At 63.8% G+C, this 19640-nt stretch carries 16 protein-coding genes; all 16 read right to left on the bottom strand.

Annotation, left to right across the window (positions count from 1 at the left end; genetic code table 11):
* On the bottom strand, positions 1–714 hold the full coding sequence (gene ispD, locus PKB_RS06125) for a 2-C-methyl-D-erythritol 4-phosphate cytidylyltransferase (RefSeq protein WP_043249935.1): 714 nt from the start codon (positions 712–714) through the stop codon (positions 1–3).
* Positions 711–989: a cell division protein FtsB gene (gene ftsB / locus PKB_RS06120; RefSeq protein ID WP_197539265.1), complete on the bottom strand. Its 279-nt coding sequence runs from the start codon at positions 987–989 to the stop codon at positions 711–713. The genes ispD and ftsB overlap by 4 nt, the downstream gene beginning before the upstream one ends.
* A 75-nt stretch (positions 990–1064) precedes the next feature.
* Positions 1065–2354, bottom strand: coding sequence for a phosphopyruvate hydratase (eno, locus tag PKB_RS06115; RefSeq protein ID WP_043249934.1), 1290 nt, complete (start codon positions 2352–2354; stop codon positions 1065–1067).
* Positions 2355–2402: 48 nt separating this feature from the next.
* The gene (gene kdsA, locus PKB_RS06110; RefSeq protein ID WP_043249933.1) at positions 2403–3248 is read right to left on the bottom strand and encodes a 3-deoxy-8-phosphooctulonate synthase; all 846 of its coding nucleotides are present in this window, start codon (positions 3246–3248) and stop codon (positions 2403–2405) included.
* A gap of 2 nt (positions 3249–3250) precedes the next feature.
* Positions 3251–4879, bottom strand: coding sequence for a CTP synthase (locus tag PKB_RS06105; RefSeq protein ID WP_043249932.1), 1629 nt, complete (start codon positions 4877–4879; stop codon positions 3251–3253).
* A gap of 169 nt (positions 4880–5048) precedes the next feature.
* Positions 5049–6362: a tRNA lysidine(34) synthetase TilS gene (gene tilS, locus PKB_RS06100; RefSeq protein WP_043249931.1), complete on the bottom strand. Its 1314-nt coding sequence runs from the start codon at positions 6360–6362 to the stop codon at positions 5049–5051.
* Between the two features lie 138 nt (positions 6363–6500).
* Positions 6501–7451 carry an acetyl-CoA carboxylase carboxyltransferase subunit alpha gene (locus PKB_RS06095; RefSeq protein ID WP_043249930.1) on the bottom strand — a complete coding sequence of 317 codons (951 nt, stop codon included), beginning with the start codon at positions 7449–7451 and terminating at the stop codon, positions 6501–6503.
* Between the two features lie 115 nt (positions 7452–7566).
* The gene (gene dnaE, locus PKB_RS06090) at positions 7567–11097 is read right to left on the bottom strand and encodes a DNA polymerase III subunit alpha (protein WP_043249929.1); all 3531 of its coding nucleotides are present in this window, start codon (positions 11095–11097) and stop codon (positions 7567–7569) included.
* Positions 11098–11193: 96 nt separating this feature from the next.
* Positions 11194–11805, bottom strand: a complete 612-nt coding sequence (gene rnhB, locus PKB_RS06085; protein ID WP_043249927.1) for a ribonuclease HII — start codon at positions 11803–11805, stop codon at positions 11194–11196.
* Positions 11805–12947: a lipid-A-disaccharide synthase gene (gene lpxB, locus PKB_RS06080; RefSeq protein ID WP_043249926.1), complete on the bottom strand. Its 1143-nt coding sequence runs from the start codon at positions 12945–12947 to the stop codon at positions 11805–11807. The genes rnhB and lpxB overlap by 1 nt, the downstream gene beginning before the upstream one ends.
* Before the next feature lie 2 nt (positions 12948–12949).
* Positions 12950–13726: an acyl-ACP--UDP-N-acetylglucosamine O-acyltransferase gene (gene lpxA, locus PKB_RS06075; RefSeq protein ID WP_043249925.1), complete on the bottom strand. Its 777-nt coding sequence runs from the start codon at positions 13724–13726 to the stop codon at positions 12950–12952.
* Positions 13723–14163: a 3-hydroxyacyl-ACP dehydratase FabZ gene (gene fabZ / locus PKB_RS06070; protein WP_043249923.1), complete on the bottom strand. Its 441-nt coding sequence runs from the start codon at positions 14161–14163 to the stop codon at positions 13723–13725. The genes lpxA and fabZ overlap by 4 nt, the downstream gene beginning before the upstream one ends.
* Positions 14164–14211: 48 nt before the next feature.
* Positions 14212–15273 (bottom strand): UDP-3-O-(3-hydroxymyristoyl)glucosamine N-acyltransferase, encoded by a 1062-nt coding sequence (gene lpxD, locus PKB_RS06065; protein ID WP_043249920.1) that lies wholly within the window; start codon positions 15271–15273, stop codon positions 14212–14214.
* Entirely contained in the window at positions 15273–15776 is a 504-nt protein-coding gene (locus PKB_RS06060) for an OmpH/Skp family outer membrane protein (protein ID WP_043249918.1), read from the bottom strand. Before PKB_RS06060 ends, lpxD begins: the two co-directional genes overlap by 1 nt.
* A 48-nt stretch (positions 15777–15824) precedes the next feature.
* Positions 15825–18212: an outer membrane protein assembly factor BamA gene (bamA, locus tag PKB_RS06055; RefSeq protein ID WP_043249915.1), complete on the bottom strand. Its 2388-nt coding sequence runs from the start codon at positions 18210–18212 to the stop codon at positions 15825–15827.
* 72 nt (positions 18213–18284) lie between these two features.
* Positions 18285–19637, bottom strand: coding sequence for an RIP metalloprotease RseP (gene rseP / locus PKB_RS06050; RefSeq protein ID WP_043249913.1), 1353 nt, complete (start codon positions 19635–19637; stop codon positions 18285–18287).
* Between the last annotated feature and the right edge of the window lie 3 nt (positions 19638–19640).

Genomic DNA, 19640 nt, shown 5'->3' with positions numbered 1-19640 from the left:
TCAGCGCCTGCTGAAAGTTTGCTGCAAGCGCTGCAGGTCTTCGGGGGTCGTCACCTTGAGGTTATCCGCGCGGCCTTCGACCATGCGCGGTGCATAGCCCGCCCACTCCATGGCCGATGCCTCGTCGGTGATTGCCGCTTCGGCAACCAGGGCGTCGGCCAGCGCGCGGTGCAGCGCGCCCAGGTGGAACATCTGCGGGGTATAGGCTTGCCAGACGACGCTGCGATCCACGGTTTCCAGCACTCGGCCGTCTTCGCCTACGCGCTTGAGGGTATCCCGTGCGGGAATGCCGAGCAGGCCGCCCACCGGATCGTTGCCCAACTCGTCGAGCAGGCGATCGAGATCGCCGCGACTCAGGTTGGGACGCGCCGCATCATGCACCAGCACCCAATCGTCGCTTCCGGCGCCCAGCTCGTTCAGCTTCAGCAGGCCATTGAGCACGGAATCGGCGCGCTCGCGACCACCTTCGGCTCGCACGATGCGTGGATCGTCGGCACAGCCCAGGCCCGGCCACCACGGATCATCCGCGGCAAGACAGAGTACCAGCCCCTTCAGCATCGGATGGCCGAGGAAGCAGTCGAGGGTATGTTCGAGGATGCTGCGACCGGCGAGGTCGAGGTACTGCTTGGGACGGTCGGCGCGCATGCGCGAACCGATGCCCGCGGCCGGAATCACGGCCCAGAAGGCGGGAAGGGAAATGTCGCGGAATTTCATTGGGCCAGCTGGTAGAGGGTTTCCTTGTCCTTGATCATGCCGAGTTCGTGGCGGGCACGCTCCTCGACCGTCTCGGTGCCTTTCTTGAGCTCCGCCACCTCGGCCTCGAGGATGCGGTTGCGCTCCAGCAGGCGCTCGTTCTCGCCCTGCTGATCGGCGATCTGCTTCTGCAAGTCGCGCACCTGCGCCAGGCTGCCTTCACCTACCCACAGGCGATACTGCAGGCCGGCGAGAGCGAGGCTCAGCACGAGGAATAGCCAGTAGGGGCTACGCAGGCGACTCAGACGCACTTCAGGACTCCATATGCGAAGGGGTGGCTCCTGCCACCCCTTCACCGTACCAGACTAGCGTCAGCCGCGGAATTCCGCGCGGCCACGGTACGGCGCCTTGGCGCCCAGCTGCTCTTCGATGCGCAGCAGCTGGTTGTACTTGGACACGCGGTCGGAACGGCACAGCGAACCGGTCTTGATCTGGCCGGCAGCGGTGCCGACAGCCAGGTCAGCGATGGTGCTGTCTTCGGTTTCGCCGGAGCGGTGCGAGATCACCGCGGTGAAGCCGGCGGCCTTGGCCATCTGGATGGCTTCCAGGGTCTCGGTCAGCGAGCCGATCTGGTTGAACTTGATCAGGATCGAGTTGCCGATCTTCTCTTCGATACCGCGCTTGAGGATCTTGGTGTTGGTTACGAACAGGTCGTCGCCGACCAGTTGCACCTTCTCGCCGATCTTGTCGGTCAGCACTTTCCAGCCAGCCCAGTCGGACTCGTCCATGCCGTCTTCGATGGAGATGATCGGGTAGCGCTGGGTCAGGCCGGCCAGGTAGTCGGCGAAACCTTCGGCGCTGAACACCTTGCCCTCGCCTTCCAGGTCGTACTTGCCGTCCTTGAAGAACTCGGAGGAGGCGCAGTCCAGAGCCAGGGTGACGTCTTCGCCCAGCTTGTAGCCGGCGTTGGCGACGGCTTCGGCGATGGCGGCCAGGGCGTCTTCGTTGGAAGCCAGGTTCGGTGCGAAGCCGCCTTCGTCACCGACAGCGGTGTTCAGGCCACGGGCCTTCAGCACGGCTTTCAGGTGATGGAAGATCTCGGCGCCCATGCGCAGTGCGTCGGCGAAGTTCTTGGCGCCAACCGGCTGAACCATGAACTCCTGGATGTCGACGTTGTTATCGGCGTGCTCGCCGCCGTTGATGATGTTCATCATCGGAACCGGCATGGAGTACTGGCCCGGGGTGCCGTTCAGATCGGCGATGTGCGCGTACAGCGGCACGCCTTTGGCCTGAGCGGCAGCCTTGGCGGCGGCCAGGGAGACAGCCAGGATGGCGTTGGCGCCCAGATTGCCTTTGTTCTCGGTACCGTCGAGCTCGATCATCGCGTGATCCAGAGCCTTCTGGTCAGCCGCGTCCTTGCCCAGCAGCAGGTCGCGAATCGGGCCATTGACGTTGGCCACGGCTTTCAGCACGCCCTTGCCCAGGTAACGGCTCTTGTCGCCATCGCGCAGTTCGAGAGCCTCGCGGGAACCGGTGGAAGCACCGGACGGGGCGCAGGCGCTGCCGACGATGCCGTTGTCCAGGATCACGTCCGCTTCAACGGTGGGGTTGCCGCGGGAGTCCAGGACCTCACGGCCCTTGATGTCGACGATCTTTGCCATTGTTGTTAACACTCCGAAGAAAAGAAAAACGGGGCGGGCTGGTGAGACTCAGGCAGTCTCGATTACGGGGAAACTCTTCACCAGGTCGTCCAACTGCTTGAGCTGGGACAGGAACGCTTCGAGCTTGTTCAGACGCAGCGCACACGGGCCGTCGCATTTTGCATGTTCGGGATCCGGATGGGCTTCGAGGAACAGGCCGGCCAGGCCCTGGCTCATGCCGGCCTTGGCCAGGTCGGTGACCTGGGCGCGGCGGCCGCCAGCGGAATCGGCGCGACCGCCCGGCATCTGCAGGGCGTGGGTCACGTCGAAGAACACCGGGTAGCCGAACTGCTTCATGATGCCGAAGCCGAGCATGTCGACGACCAGGTTGTTGTAGCCGAAGCTCGAACCGCGCTCGCAAAGGATCAGCTGGTCGTTACCGGCTTCCTCGCACTTGGTCAGGATGTGTTTCATCTCCTGGGGCGCGAGGAACTGAGCCTTCTTGATGTTGATCACCGCGTTGGTCTTGGCCATCGCCACGACCAGGTCAGTCTGCCGGGACAGGAAGGCCGGCAGCTGGATGATGTCGCACACCTCCGCCACCGGAGCAGCCTGGTAGGGCTCGTGGACGTCGGTGATGACCGGAACCTTGAAGGTCTGCTTGATCTCTTCGAAGATCTTCAGCCCCTCTTCCATCCCCGGACCCCGGAAGGAGTTGATCGAGGAGCGGTTGGCCTTGTCGAAGCTGGCCTTGAACACGTAAGGGATACCGAGCTTCTCGGTAACCCGCACGTACTCTTCGCAGACCTGCATGGCCAGGTCGCGCGACTCCAGCACGTTCATGCCGCCGAACAGCACGAACGGCAGTTCGTTGCCGATCTGGATGTCGCCGACGCGGATGATCTTCTGGGTCATGCTCAGGCCTTCCCGGCGTGCTTCAGGGCAGCGTTGACGAAGCCGCTGAACAGCGGGTGGCCATCACGCGGGGTGGAGGTGAACTCCGGGTGGAACTGGCAGGCGACGAACCACGGGTGATCCGGCGACTCGACCACTTCGACCAGCGCGCCGTCGCCGGAGCGACCGGAAATCTTCAGGCCGGCAGCCTGCAGTTGCGGCAGCAGGTTGTTGTTCACTTCATAGCGGTGGCGGTGACGCTCGACGATCACGTCCTTGCCGTAGCAATCGTGCACCAGGGTGCCCGGCTCCAGCTGACACTCCTGGGCGCCCAGGCGCATGGTGCCGCCCAGGTCGGAAGCCTCGGTGCGCACTTCGGTGGCACCGGTGGAGTCTTGCCATTCGGTGATCAGGCCGACGACCGGGTGGCCGCTGGACTTGTCGAACTCGGTGGAGTTGGCGTCTTTCCAGCCCAGCACGTTGCGGGCGTACTCGATGACCGCGACCTGCATGCCGAGGCAGATGCCCAGGTACGGCAGCTTCTTCTCGCGGGCGTATTGCACGGCGGTGATCTTGCCTTCCACGCCGCGCAGGCCGAAGCCACCCGGAACCAGGATGGCGTCAGCGCCTTCGAGCAGACTGGTGCCTTGTTGCTCGATGTCTTCGGAGTCGATGTAGCGCAGGTTGACCTTGGTGCGGCTCTGGATGCCGGCGTGGGTCATGGCTTCGATCAGCGACTTGTAGGCGTCGAGCAGTTCCATGTACTTGCCAACCATGGCGATGGTGACTTCACGCTCGGGGTTGAGCTTGGCGTCGACCACGCGGTCCCACTCGGACAGGTCAGCCGGACCGCACTCCAGGCCGAAGCGCTCGACGACGATGTCGTCCAGACCCTGGGCGTGCAGTACGGACGGGATACGGTAGATGGTGTCGACGTCTTCCAGCGAGATGACCGCGCGCTCTTCCACGTTGGTGAAGAGCGCGATCTTGCGGCGCGAGGACACGTCCACCGGGTGGTCGGAACGGCAGATCAGCACGTCCGGCTGCAGGCCGATGGAGCGCAGTTCCTTCACCGAGTGCTGGGTCGGCTTGGTCTTGGTCTCGCCAGCGGTGGCGATGTACGGCACCAGGGTCAGGTGCATCAGCATCGCGCGGCGCGAACCGATTTCCACGCGCAGCTGGCGGATCGCCTCGAGGAACGGCTGCGACTCGATGTCGCCGACGGTACCGCCGACTTCAACCAGGGCCACGTCGGCATCGCCGGCGCCCTTGATGATGCGACGCTTGATCTCGTCGGTGATGTGCGGGATCACCTGCACGGTGGCGCCCAGGTAGTCGCCACGGCGCTCCTTGCGCAGCACGTCCATGTAGACGCGGCCGGTGGTGAAGTTGTTGTTCTGGGTCATCGTGGTGCGCACGAAGCGCTCGTAGTGGCCCAGGTCGAGGTCGGTCTCGGCGCCGTCGTGGGTGACGAACACCTCACCGTGCTGGAACGGGCTCATGGTGCCCGGATCGACGTTGATGTACGGATCCAGCTTGAGCATCGTGATCTTCAAGCCACGCGCTTCCAGAATGGCAGCCAAGGAAGCCGAGGCGATGCCTTTCCCCAATGAAGAAACAACACCACCCGTGACGAAGATGTAGCGCGTCATGAAAAGCCCTGAATGTCAGCGTTTAGGCGGCTGTGCCGCCGGGGAAGCGATGAATGGGCCGCGGCCCAAACCGCGGCGCATGCCGCTTAAAATAGCGAACTCCCGCTGATTCCGGGGGAATCGGCAGGAGCGGTACAAGACGGGAGCGTAGTCTACCGGAAAGGGCGTTTCAGCTCAAACCCGGGTCATTCGTCGGCGGTATCCAGCGCAGGCGCCAGCCCTGCTCACCCGTCCGAACCAGGGCTGGCAGATTGGCCACGCCAAGCAGCTCATCGCCGCGCCAGAGCAGCGGCAGACGGCTTCGAACGAACGGCGGCAAGGCGCTTTCATTGAGCAGCCGTTTGAGATCACGGCGGCCGCGCATGGCTAGTTCCAGCCGCTCGCCACCGCGACGATAGGTCACCCGCAGCGAGCCGACCGGCGGCAGTCCGTCCAGGTGCAGCTCGCCATTTCCGGGCAGCACGAGTGGCTGTGTCGGAACACTCCACTGCATTTCACCTTCGACGGTGTGCAGCCAGAGACCGGACAACCACCAGAGCCGATCACCACAGCGATGCAGCTCCCCTCCCCCCAGGCGCCAGACGGGCACAGCATCGCCGGCCGCATCGCGCAGCGTCTGCCAGCTCGCCCAATGGGCGCTGTCAGGCATCGGCGTCAAAGGCGCCAACCAATGGCGCAGCGCGTTGCGCTGACGTGGCTCGCTTAGTTTGCGCAAGGGCTCCAATTGCAAAGAAGGCAGAGGTAACCAGTCGAACGCCGTCGAGACATCGGCAAGAGCCAGGTCCTGCATGGCCATCTCGTTCAGCAACGACTCCGCTTCGGCCAGATGCGCAGCGCTGCGAGCCAGATTGGCCGAGGCTTGCGGCCAACGCTCCGCGAGCATCGGCAAGACTCTCTGGCGCATGAAGTTGCGAGCGAATTCGGTATTGCCATTGGATGGATCTTCGACCCACTGCAGGCCCTGTTCGCGGGCGTAGCTTTCAAGCTCCGTACGCGAGACATCCAGCAAGGGGCGCAGCAGCGACCCTCTCCCCAGCCGCCGTACAGCGGGAATGCCCGCCAGCCCGCGAACACCAGCACCTCGCAGCAGGCGGAAGAGCAATGTCTCGGCCTGGTCGTCGCGATGTTGAGCGGTTAGCAGAAACTCGCCTTCCTCCAGATGTTTTTCGAAGGCTGCATATCGCGCCCGGCGCGCCTGCTGTTCGAGGCTTGCCCCCTGCTCGACCTTGACCCGCTCGACGATCAGCGGCACACCCAGCTCATCGCAGAGCGCCTGACAGTGCGCCGGCCAGTCATCCGCAACGGCCTGTAGACCGTGATGCACATGAATGGCCGAGATTGGCGGCAATACTTCCTTCTCGGCGAGACGCGCCAGCGCGCGCAGCAAGACGACGGAATCCAGGCCGCCGGACAGCCCAACCCGCCAGGCGCGAGCGTGGCGCCAGGGAGTCAGGGCAATCAGCAGTCGGGATTCCAGGGACATGGCAGGAAATCGGGCTGTGGATAAGCAATGCCGGCAAGCATAAACGAGGCGGCCGGTCGCCAGAAATGCGAAGGGCGGAACCCTCGCAGGTTCCGCCCTCTTCGCTGACCGGCCCGCGCCCGAAGGCGCGGCGAGCAATCAGGCGATGCCGTAGCTCATCAGGCGCTCGTAGCGGCGCTCCAGCAGCTTGTCGATGCTCAGGCCCTTGAGCATGGCCAGTTGCGACTCGATGGCGGTACGGATGTTCTGCGCGGCGGCAGCCGGATCGCGGTGGGCGCTGCCCAGTGGCTCCGGGATCACGGTGTCGACGATACCCAGGTCCTTCAGGCGCGCCGCGGTGATGCCCATGGCCTCTGCGGCTTCAGGCGCCTTCTCTGCGGTACGCCAGAGGATCGAGGCACAGCCTTCCGGCGAGATCACCGCGTAGGTGGAGTACTGCAGCATGTTCAGGTTGTCGCAGACACCGATGGCCAGCGCACCGCCGGAACCACCCTCACCGATGACGGTGGCGATGATCGGGGTCTTCAGGCGCGCCATGACGCGCAGGTTCCAGGCGATGGCCTCGCTCTGGCCGCGTTCTTCGGCGTCGATACCCGGGTAGGCGCCGGGGGTGTCGATGAAGGTCAGGATCGGCATCTTGAAGCGTTCGGCCATTTCCATCAGGCGGCAAGCCTTGCGGTAGCCTTCCGGACGCGGCATGCCGAAGTTGCGGCGCACTTTCTCGCGCACTTCGCGGCCTTTCTGATGGCCGATGACCATCACCGGCTGCTCGCCCAGGCGAGCCACGCCGCCGACGATCGCGGCATCATCGGCGAAGTGACGGTCGCCGTGCAGCTCTTCGAACTCGGTGAAGATGTGCTCGATGTAGTCGAGGGTGTAGGGGCGGCGCGGATGGCGGGCGAGCTGGGCGATCTGCCAGCTGCTCAGGTTGCCGAAGATGTTCTCGGTCAGCGCCCGGCTCTTGTCTTCCAGGCGGGAGATCTCGTCGCTGATGTTGATCGAGTTGTCGTTGCCGACCAGCCGAAGCTCTTCGATCTTGGCTTGCATGTCGGCGATCGGCTGTTCGAAATCGAGGAAATTCGGGTTCATGGGCTATCCGTCGTGCTGATGGCGGCTGGGCCTGGTCCGTTTGGCGCCCTACCTTACGGTATCGGGCGCCCAGGGTCGAGGCTGGCGGGAACGAGGCTCTTGGCCATCGCTCGCGCTAGCGGTAGTTGAGGAAGACGTTGTCTCGTCCGAACTGGTCACGCAATGCCTGAATCAGACTGTCGGCCGGGTCGATCTTCCATTCCTCGCCGAACTGCAACAGGGCGCGCGCGTCGCTGGAACTGTAGTCGACGGTCACCGGGCAGTTGCCGCGATGACGCCCGCAAAGCTCGGCCAGCCAGCGCAGGCGGTCGCCCTTGAGGGCATCGGCGGCGACCTTCACCCGCAGGCTTTCGGCCAGCGCAGTGCGCGCCTCTTCGAGGCCCATGACGCGCTTGGCGCGCAGGCGCAGGCCGCCGGAGAAGTCGTCCTGGCTTACTTCGCCCTCGATCACCACCATGGCGTCGGTCTGCAGCAGGCCCTGGTTGGCGGCGAAGGCCTCGGCGAACAGCGAGGCTTCGATGCGTCCGGAACGGTCGTCGAGGGTGACGAAGCCCATCTTGTCGCCGCGCTTGTTCTTCATCACTCGCAGGTTGACGATCAGGCCGGCCACCGTCTGGGTGTCGCGCGCGGGCTTGAGCTCGACGATGCGCTGGCGGGCGAAGCGGCGGACCTCACCTTCGTACTCGTCGATCGGGTGACCGGTAAGGTAGAGGCCGAGGGTGTCTTTCTCGCCCTTCAGCCGCTCCTTGAGGGTCAGCTCCTTGGCCTTGCGATGGTTGGCATAGACGTCCGCTTCCGGCTCGGCGAAGAGTCCGCCGAACAGGTCCATGTGGCCGCTGTCATGGCTGCGCGAGGTTTGCTCGGCGGCCTTGATGGCTTCCTCCATGGACGCCAGCAACACCGCGCGGTTGCGGTCGACGTTGGCCTGGTAGGCCTTGACCTCGTCATGGAAGTACGGGCCCAGGCGATCCAGCGCACCGGCGCGGATCAGCGCCTCGAGAGTTCGTTTGTTGATCCGCTTGAGGTCGACGCGGTCGCAGAAGTCGAACAGGTCCTTGAACGGCCCACCCTCATTGCGGCATTCGGTGATGGCTTCCACCGGACCTTCACCGACGCCCTTGATCGCGCCGAGGCCGTAGACGATCTGGTTGTCGTCGTCGACGGTGAAGCGGAATTCGGAGTTGTTCACATCCGGCGCCACGATGCGCAGCTTCATGTGCCGGCATTCTTCGATCAGCGTCACCACCTTGTCGGTGTTCTGCATATCCGCGGTGAGTACCGCAGCCATGAAGGGGGCTGCCCAGTGGGTCTTCAGCCAGGCGGTCTGGTAGGAGACCAGGCCATAGGCGGCCGAGTGCGACTTGTTGAAGCCATAGCCGGCGAACTTTTCCACCAGGTCGAAGATGTTGCCCGCGAGGTTCGCATCGATGCCGTTGTTGGCGCAGCCTTCGATGAAGCCGCCGCGCTGCTTGGCCATCTCCTCGGGCTTCTTCTTGCCCATGGCTCGACGCAGCATGTCCGCGCCGCCGAGGGTGTAGCCGGCCATGACCTGGGCGATCTGCATCACCTGTTCCTGGTACAGGATGATGCCGTAGGTCGGCTTCAGGACCGGCTCGAGGCCCGCGTACTGGTAGTCCGGGTGCGGATAGGAGATTTCCTCGCGACCGTGCTTACGGTTGATGAAGTCGTCCACCATGCCCGACTGCAGCGGACCGGGACGGAACAGCGCCACCAGTGCGATCAGGTCTTCCAGGCAGTCCGGCTTGAGCTTCTTGATCAGCTCCTTCATGCCGCGCGATTCAAGCTGGAAGACCGCGGTGGTTTCCGCCTTCTGCAACAGGTCGTAGGTCTTCTTGTCGTCCAGCGGGATACGGTCGATGTCGACCAGGTTGTCGTCGCCGTTCTTGCGCTGGATGCGGTGGATGATCTCCATCGCCCACTTGATGATGGTCAGCGTACGCAGGCCGAGGAAGTCGAACTTCACCAGGCCGGCGGCCTCCACGTCGTCCTTGTCGTACTGGGTCACCAGGCCGGCACCCTCTTCATCGCAAGCGATGGGCGCGAAGTCGGTGAGTTTGGTCGGCGCGATCACCACGCCGCCGGCGTGCTTGCCGGTACCGCGGGTGATGCCTTCGAGCTTCAGGGCCATGTCCCAGATTTCCTGGGCTTCCTCGTCGGACTTGAGGAAGTCGCGGAGCATCTCTTCCTGCTCGTAGGCCTTTTCCAGGGTCATGCCGACTTCGAAAGGAATCATTTTCGACAGTTTGTCGGCCAGCCCGTAGGACTTGCCCTGCACCCGCGCCACGTCGCGCACCACCGCCTTGGCAGCCATGGAGCCGAAGGTGATGATCTGGCTCACCGCGTTGCGCCCGTAGGCACCGGCCACGTAGTCGATTACCCGGTCGCGGCCCTCCATGCAGAAGTCCACGTCGAAGTCGGGCATGGAGATACGTTCGGGGTTGAGGAAGCGCTCGAACAGCAGGTCATAGGCCAGCGGATCGAGATCGGTGATCTTCAGCACGTAGGCTACCAGCGAGCCGGCACCCGAGCCCCGGCCGGGGCCCACGGGCACGCCGTTGTTCTTGGCCCACTTGATGAAGTCCATCACGATCAGGAAGTAGCCGGGGAAGCCCATCTGGATGATGGTGCCCAGCTCGAACTCCAGGCGGTCGATGTAGATCTGCCGCTTGGCTTCGTAGTCCGGCGTGGTCTCCTTCGGCCAGAGCACCGCCAGGCGCTCCTCCAGGCCCTCGTAGGAGACATGGCGAAGGTATTCGTTGATGTCCATCCCTTCGAAGGGGATCGGGAAGTTGGGCAGGAAGTATTTGCCCAGCTGCACTTCGATGTTGCAGCGCTTGGCGATCTCGACGGTGTTTTCCAGCGCCTCGGGCAGGTCGCTGAACAGCTCGGCCATTTCCGCCGGGGTCTTCAGGTACTGCTGGTCGGAGAAGTTGCGCGAGCGGCGCGGATCGTCCAGTGCGCGGCCTTCACCGATGCATACGCGGGTCTCGTGGGCCTCGAAGTCCTCGGGCTTGATGAAACGCACGTCGTTGGTGGCGACCAGCGGCGCGCCGCTGCGTTCGGCCAGGGCCACGGCGGCATGCAGGTGTTCTTCGTCGTATGCCCGGCTGGTGCGCTGCACTTCCAGGTAGAAGCGATCGGGGAAGACTTCCATCCACTCGGCGAGCAGCGAGTCGGCCAGGTCGTTCTCGCCGTTCAGCAGGGCATGACCGATCTCGCCCTCTTTCGCTGCGGACAGGGCGATCAGGCCTTCGGCAGCCTCGCGGACCCATTCGCGTTCGATGATGATCTCACCGTTGCGCTGGCCGTGCTGCCAGCCGCGGGAGATGAGCTCGGTGAGATTGCGGTAGCCCTTGGCGTTCATCGCCAGCAGGCTCAGGCGGCTCAGCGGGCCTTCGTCGTCGCGGTTGGCCAGCCAGATGTCGGCGCCGCAGATCGGCTTGATCCCGGCGCCCATTGCCGTCTTGTAGAACTTCACCAGCGAGCACATGTTGCTCTGGTCGGTGACCGCCACCGCCGGCATGCCCGCACCGGCCACCGCCTTGCACAGGGGCTTGACCCGGACCAGGCCGTCGACCAGGGAGTACTCGGTATGCAGACGCAGGTGGACGAAGGAGGCGGTCATGACGGTCCTATGCAACGCGGAAACGATAAGCGGCCGATTGTACCGGCCCCTTCCGCAAAGCTACAGGCTTCAGATCGCCAATGCCGCCGTGCGGCCTCAGATCAGTCCGTTCGGGGTCTCGAGCAACTCGCGCACGGGACCGAAGGAGCGCCGATGGATCGGCGTCGGGCCCAGGCGCCTGAGCGCTTCCAGGTGTACCGGGGTCGGGTAGCCCTTGTGCCCACCGATGCCGTAGCCGGGATAAAGCACTTCCATCTCGGCCATTTCACGATCGCGCGCGACCTTGGCCAGGATCGAGGCGGCGGCAATCGCCGGAACGCTAGCGTCGCCCTTGACCACAGGTGCCGCCGGCACCTTGAGCTTCGGGCAGCGGTTGCCGTCGATCAACGCCAACTTGGGCGTGACGGACAGGCCTTCAACCGCACGCTGCATGGCCAGCATGGTGGCGTGCAGGATGTTCAGCTGGTCGATCTCCTCGACTTCGGCACGGGCGATGCACCAGGCCAGGGCCTTCTCGCGAATCTCGTCGAACAGCGCCTCGCGCTTGGCCTCGCTGAGCTTCTTGGAATCGTTCAGCCCCTGGATCGGACGCGCGGGATCGAGAATCACCGCAGCAGTCACCACCGGCCCGCAAAGCGGGCCGCGGCCCACCTCGTCGACGCCGGCAACCAGGTCCTCGACCAGGGTGAAGTCCAGGCCCATCTGCATCAGTGTTTCTCCACGAGCTCGAGCACGGCCTCGGCGGCCTGTGCGGACGCATCCTGGCGCAGGGCGCGATGGATGGCGTCGAAGGATTCGGTTTGTGCGCTGCCGTCATCCAGCAAAGGCAGCAGGTGCTGCACCAGCGCCTCGGGGGTCGCTGCGTCCTGGATCAACTCAGGTGCCAGCAGGCGACCGGCGAGCAGGTTGGGCAGCGAGACGTAGGGGCTCTTCACCAGACGCTTGAGGATGCGATAAGTCAGCGGGGCGACCTTGTACGCCACCACCATCGGGCGCTTGTACAGCAGCGCTTCGAGGGTCGCGGTGCCGGAAGCGATAAGCACCGCATCACACGCAGCTAAAGCCTCGTGGGACTGGCCGTCGAGCAATTGCAGCGGCAATTCGCGCCCTTGCAGCATCTGCTCCAATTGCTCACGGCGCTCCGGGCTGGCGCAAGGCAGCACGAAGCGAATACCGGGGCGCTGTTGCAGCAGGCGCTGAGCGGTATCGAGGAAGAGTGCGCCCAGGCGGCCGACCTCACCGCCACGGCTACCGGGCAGCAGGGCTACGACCTGGGCGTGCTGCGGTAGCCCAAGCTGATCGCGCGCCGCCGCGCGATCAGCATCGAGCGGGATGGTATTGGCCAGCGGATGCCCGACGAAGCGCACCGGGACGGCATGTTCTTCGTAGAACTTCGCTTCGAAGGGGAACAGGGCGAGCATCAGGTCGCAGGCCTGCTTGATCTTCAACACGCGCTTCTGCCGCCAGGCCCAGACCGAGGGGCTGACGTAATGCACGGTGCGGATGCCCGCCTGGCGCAGCTTCAGCTCGACGCCGAGGGTGAAGTCCGGAGCGTCTATCCCGATGAAGACATCGGGACGGGCAGCGATCAGCGTTCGGATCAGATCCTTGCGCCGCTTCAACAGCTCACGCAGGCGCCCCAGGACTTCGACCAGCCCCATGACCGCCAGGCGTTCCATGGGGAATTCGGAAACCAGGCCCTGGGCCTGCATGCGCGGGCCACCCACACCGATGAATTCGACATTCGGATGGCGCTCGCGCAAGGCTTGCATCAGGCCGGCGCCGAGGATATCCCCCGACGCCTCGCCGGCGACCAGGGCGACGCGCAGCTTGCCGGCGCTCGCACTCATGGTCAGCGGGTGATGCCGCGTGTGGAGCTCTGGATGGAGGCGCAGAACACCGCCACTTCCGGGAACTGCGCGGCAGATTCGGCCAGCTCGGCGAGCGCCTCCTCCACGGTCAGGCCCTGGCGGTAGACCACCTTGTAGGCGCGACGCAGGGCATGGATGGCCTCCGCGCTGAAACCGCGACGGCGCAGGCCCTCGAAGTTCATGCTGCGCGCCTCGGCCGGGTTGCCGAAGACGGTCACGTAGGCCGGGACGTCCTTGCCAATCGCGGTACCCATGCCGGAGAAGGCGTGGGCGCCAATGCGGCAGAACTGGTGCACCAGCGTATAGCCGGAAAGGATCGCCCAATCGTCCACGTGTACATGACCTGCCAACGCAGTGTTGTTGACCAGGATGCAGTGGTTGCCGATCACGCTGTCGTGGCCGATGTGGACATAGGCCATGATCAGGTTGTGGTCGCCGATGGTGGTTTCGGAACGGTCCTGAATGGTCCCGCGGTGAATGGTCACACCTTCACGGATCACGTTGTGATCGCCAATCACCAGGCGGGTCGGCTCGCCCTTGTACTTCAGGTCGGGGGTGTCTTCACCGACGCTGGAGAACTGGAAAATCCGGTTGTGCTTGCCGATCTGGGTGGGGCCCTTGAGCACTACGTGCGGACCGATCACCGTACCTTCGCCGATCTCCACATCCGGCCCGACGATGGACCAGGGGCCCACCTCAACATTGTCGGCCAGCTTTGCCCGTGGATCGATGATGGCGCGAGGATCGATCAAACTCATAGTTTGCGTTCCGCGCAGATGATTTCGGCCGAGCAGACCGGTTTGTCATCGACAGTGGCGTGGCAGTCGAACTTCCAGATGCCGCGTTTGACGCTGATGAACTGCGCGTGCAGTTGCAGCTGGTCGCCCGGCAGCACCGGCTGGCGGAAGCGCAGCTTGTCCGAGCCGACGAAGTAGTAGAGGGTGCCATCGGCCGGCTTCACGTCGAGCATCTTGAAACCGAGGATGCCGGCCGCCTGGGCCATGGCCTCGATGATCAACACGCCCGGCATGATCGGGTGCTGCGGGAAGTGGCCATTGAAGAACGGCTCGTTGATGCTGACATTCTTGTAGGCGCGAATGCGCTTGGCCTCGATGTCCAGCTCCACTACCCGATCCACCAGCAGGAAAGGGTAGCGATGAGGCAGGTATTCGCGAATCTCGTTGATGTCCATCATGTTCAGGGGAGCCTGTTCAGAAAAGGGAAACGCCAAAAAATGCGTGACTCACGCATCAGATGGAGTGTCTCCGCTCGAGGTCACGGCAGCCAGGCGTTTTTCCAGCTGTTGCAGACGACGGGCCATGTCGTCCAACTGGCGAATGCGGGCAGCGCTTTTCTTCCACTCTGCCGCCGGTTGCATGGCCGTTCCGGATGAGTAGGCGCCCGGCTCGGTGATCGAGCGGGTGACCATGGTCATGCCGGTGACGAAGACGTTGTCGCAGATCTCGATGTGCCCGACGAGGCCGACGCCACCGGCGAGCATGCAGTGCTTGCCGATCTTGGCGCTGCCGGAAATCCCGCAGCAGCCGGCCATGGCGGTGTGATCGCCGATCTGCACGTTGTGCGCAATCATGATCTGGTTGTCCAGCTTCACGCCGTCGCCAACCAGGGTATCCGAGAGTGCACCGCGATCTATGGTGGTGTTGGCGCCGATCTCGACGTCGTCACCGATGGTCACGCCGCCGATCTGGGCGATTTTCTGCCAGACGCCCTTCTGCTTGGCGAAGCCGAAGCCCTCGCCGCCGATGACGGCGCCGGACTGGATGACTACGCGCTTGCCAATGCGTACGTCGTGGTACAGCGTGACGCGCGGGGCCAGCCAGCCGCCTTCGCCGATCACGCTGCGCGCGCCTACGACGCTATGGGCGCCGAGGGTGACATCCGCACCGATCTGCGCACCGGCCTCGATCACCACGTAGGGACCGACGCAAGCGCTGGGGTCGACGCTGGCAGAAGGATCGACCACCGCCGTCGGGTGGATACCGACCGGGGCCTTCGGCTTGGGATCGAACAGGTGCGAGAGACCGGCGTAGGCCAGGTAGGGATCGGCCACCACCAGCGCATTGCCGGCGAAGCCGTCGGCATCGGCAGCTGTCAGTAGTACGGCACCCGCGGCAGTTTCGCCCAGGAACTTGCGGTACTGCGGGTTGGCCAGGAAGGTCAACTGGTCAGGGCCGGCATCCTGCAAGGTAGCCAGGCCCGTGATGACCAGCGACGGATCGCCGCGCAGCTCCGCCTGGAGCTGCACGGCCAGTTCGGCGAGGGTGAAGGACAGCGCAGTCATCATCAACGCAGCTGGTTCATCCGCTCGATGACCTGGCGGGTGATGTCGTACTGAGGCTTGACGTCGACGACCGCGCCACGCTCGATCACCAGGTCATAGCCACCCTTCTTGATGATTTCTTCGACGGCCTGATCCAGCTTCGGCTTGAGCTTCTTCAGGGTGTCGCGGTCGGAAGCGGCCTTGGCTTCGTTCAGCTCCTTGGACTGGAACTGGAAGTCACGGGCTTTCTGCTTGAAGTCGTTCTCGGCCTTGTCGCGCTCGGCCTGGGACATCTTGCTGCCGCCGTTGACCAGTTTGTCCTGCAGGGCCTTGGCGTCGGTTTCCAGGGCGCGCAGCTTGGTCAGTTGCGGACCGAATTTCTTCTCCGCATCGACGGCGTACTGCTTGGCCGCATCGGACTCGAGGAGCGCCATCTGATAGTTGAGCACCGCGATTTTCATGTCGGCGAATGCCGGACTGGCCATCAGGGCCGCGGTGATCAGAACGAGCTGGGTCAACTTACGCACAATACACTCCTGCACAAAGCTAGGTTGTCTTTATAACGGTACGGCGACTTAGAAGGTCTGCCCCAGGGAGAACTGGAAGATCTGGGTTTCCGCGTTGTCCGGCTTCTTGATCGGCGTACCGAGGCTGAAGCTCAGCGGCCCCAGGGCGGTGATCCAGGTCAGGCCGACACCGGCGGACATGGCCATGTCGTTAAACTTGATGCCATCGCAACCCTGGGTGGTGGACAGCGGGCAGTTGGTGTCGAACACGTTACCCACGTCCCAGAACAGCACGGTGCGCAGTTGGGTCTGGTCCTTGACGAACGGCATCGGGAACAGCAGTTCGGCGCCGCCGGTGATCATCACGTTACCGCCGAAGGCTTGCGGATCCTGGTCCGGGTCGGTGTAGCGACCGTTCGCGTCGGGGCCGGAAATCACGTTGCCGCCGGCGTCGCGCGCCACGCTGGGCGTACTGCGCGGGCCGAGGGAGCTGTCCTTGAAGCCGCGCACCGAGTTGAAGCCGCCGGCGTAGTAGTTCTCGTAGAACGGCAGGCGATCGGTGGAGCCGTAACCATCGCCATAACCCAGTTCGGTGTGGAAGCGCATGGTGTAGGTGTTGGTCAGCGGCGCGAAGATCTGGCCGCGGTAGTCGAGCTTGTAGAACGACAGGTCGCTGCCCGGAATGGTCGATTCCAGCACCAGGCTCTGCGAATGGCCACGGTTCGCCAGCACGCCCTTGTTCAGGGTCGATTCGGACCAGCCGATGGAGGCCTTGTAGTTGGTGAAGGTGTCGCCTTCCTGATTGATGAAGTCGTAAATCTCATCGACGGTGTAGGCGCCGGGGTTGATGCTGTCGCGCTGCGCGGTCAGGCCGTAGGTCAGGCGGGAGGTCTCGCTGATCGGGTAGCCGATGCTCACACCAGCGCCGTAGCTGTCGACCGAGTAGTCCGAGATATCGACGTTGAGGTTGCTGTAGTCGGTCTTGCGGTAGAAGGCGTTGTAGCCAAGGCTCACGCCGTCGACGGTCCAGTAGGGGTCGACGAAGCCGAAGTTGTAGCGGGTCTGGTAGTCGGACTTGGTCAGGCCGATGCTGACCTTGTTGCCGGTACCCAGGAAGTTGTTCTGGCTGATCGAGCCGCCGAGGATCAGACCGGCGTCCTGGGCGAAGCCCACGCTCGCTGTGATCGAGCCGGACGGTTGCTCTTCGACGCTGTAGTTGACGTCGACCTGGTCATCGGAACCCGGAACCGCCGGGGTCTCGACGTTGACGGTCTTGAAGTAGCCCAGGCGTTCCAGGCGCTGCTTGGACTGGTCGATCAGGTAGGTCGATGCCCAGCCGCCTTCCATCTGGCGCATCTCGCGGCGCAGCACCTCGTCCTCGGTCTTGGTGTTGCCGCGGAAGTTGATGCGGTTGACGTAGGCGCGCTTGCCCGGGTCGACCACGTAGGTGATGGACACGGTCTTGTCGTCGTCGTGCGCTTCGGGCACGCCGTTGACGTTGGCGAAGGTGTAGCCCTCGTTACCCAGACGGCGGGTGATGAGGTCGGAAGTGGTGGTCATCACCTTGCGCGAGAAGACCTGGCCCGGCTGCACCAGCAGGAGTTTCTTGACCTCCTCCTCGGGCACCTTGAGCTCGCCGGACAGCTTCACGTCGCGGACGGTGTACTTCTGGCCTTCATTGATGTTGACGGTGATGTAGACGTGCTTCTTGTCCGGGGTGATGGACACCTGGGTCGAAGCGATGTCCATGTGGATGTAGCCGCGGTCCAGGTAGTAGGAGCGCAGGCGTTCCAGGTCGCCGGACAGCTTCTCGCGGGAGTACTTGTCGTCGTTCTTGAAGAAGGACAGCCAGTTGGTGGTCTTCAGCTCGAACAGGTCGGTCAGGTCCTCGTCGGAGAACACGGTATTGCCGACGACGTTCACGTGGGCGATGGCCGCCACCGTGCCTTCGTTGATGGTGATCTTCAGCGCGACGCGGTTACGCGGCTGCGGCACGACCTCGGTTTCGATGGTGGCCGAGTAGCGGCCCTGGGCGACGTACTGGCGCTGCAGTTCGTTACGCACGCCTTCGAGGGTCGCGCGCTGGAAGATTTCACCTTCGGCCAGGCCCGACTGCTTCAGGCCCTTCATCAGGTCATCCTTGCTGATGGCCTTGTTGCCTTCGATCTCGATGCTGGAGATCGACGGACGCTCGACCACGTCGATGACCAGCACGCTGCCGTCGCGACCGAGGTGGATGTCCTGGAAGAAACCGGTCTTGAACAGCGAACGGGTCGCTTCGACCAGACGGCGATCGTCGACCTGGTCGCCGACGTTGAGCGGCAGCGCGGCGAATACGCTACCCGCGGATACCCGCTGCAAACCGTTGACGCGGATATCGGAAACAGTGAAGGACTCGGCGTGAACCTGGGCGATCATCAACGCGGACACGGCCGCGGGTAACAGAAAGCGTTTCATGGAGTCCTTTTTTTCCAACTGACAAATAAAGAATCTGCCGCATTAGGCGGCAGATCCGAAAACCAATGGCAGCTACAGTCGACTCAGATCGTTGACCAGGGCCAGTAGCATGACCCCAACGACCAGGCTGATGCCGATCTGCATCCCCCAAGCCTGGACCCGCTCGGACAATGGGCGACCACGCACCCACTCGACCAGGTAGAACGCCAGATGTCCGCCATCGAGGACGGGAATCGGCAGCAGGTTGAGAACCCCCAAACTAATGCTCAGATAGGCCAGGAAATGCAGAAAATCCCCCACGCCGGACTGGGCCGAAGCGCCCGCCACTTTAGCAATGGTTATCGGCCCACTCAAGTTTTTTACCGAGAGCTGTCCGAGCACCATTTTCTTTAGAGAATCCAGAGTTAGGAGACTCATCGACCAGGTTTGCGAGAGCGCCTCGCCTACCGCGGCGACCGGACCGTAGCGCACTTCGCGGAGCATCTCCGCCGGCCATTGGCCGCCCGAGACACCGGCCCCCAGATAACCGGTACGCGCTTTGCCTTCGCCTTTCGTCGACAGGGTCAGCTTCAGCTCATGGCTCTGGCCATCGCGCTGGAACGCCAGGGCAACGCTCTGCGCGGGACGCGCACGAACCTTGTCCACAACCTGCTGCCAGTCATCCACGGCCACGCCATCGAGGCTCACCAGGCGATCGCCAATCTGCAGCCCCGCGGCCTTGGCCGGGCCTTCAGGATCCAGCTCGGCGATCACCGGCGGCATCGCCGGGCGCCACGGCTGGATACCCAGGCCGCCGATGGGGTCAGGATTCTCGGCACTCTTCAGCCAGGACCTGATCGCCACCTTGTGCGTCACATCGACGCTGGAGCCTGGCTCGCGCACAGCGACAGTCAGTTCGCCGGTCTCCCCCAGGCGACGCACCAGGCGCAGGTTGACCGCAGCCCAACCGTCGACCGCCTCTCCATCGACCGCTACCACTTCCTGACCGGCCACCAGCCCGCCTAGTGCAGCCGGGCTGCCGGCAACCACCGAACCGATGACAGGTCGCACCTGCTGGGAACCCAGCAGCGCCAGCACCCAGAAGAACAGGATGGCCAGTAGGAAGTTGGCAATGGGACCGGCGGAGACGATGGCGATGCGCTGGAATACCGACTTGCGATTGAAGGCGTAGTCGAGCTGGTCGACCGGGACCTCAGCCTCACGCTCGTCGAGCATCTTCACGTAGCCGCCCAGCGGGATGGCCGCAACTACGAACTCGGTACCGTGGCGATCATGCCAGCGCACCAGCGGCGTACCGAAGCCGACGGAGAAGCGCAGCACCCGGACGCCGCAACGGCGCGCCACCCAAAAGTGCCCGAATTCGTGGAATGTCACCAGGACGCCAAGGGCGATGACCAGCCCGACGACCATATAAAGTGCACTCATCGC

Source organism: Pseudomonas knackmussii B13, from assembly GCF_000689415.1.
Lineage (GTDB): Bacteria > Pseudomonadota > Gammaproteobacteria > Pseudomonadales > Pseudomonadaceae > Pseudomonas > Pseudomonas knackmussii.
This window is presented reverse-complemented; position numbering and strand designations above follow the sequence as displayed.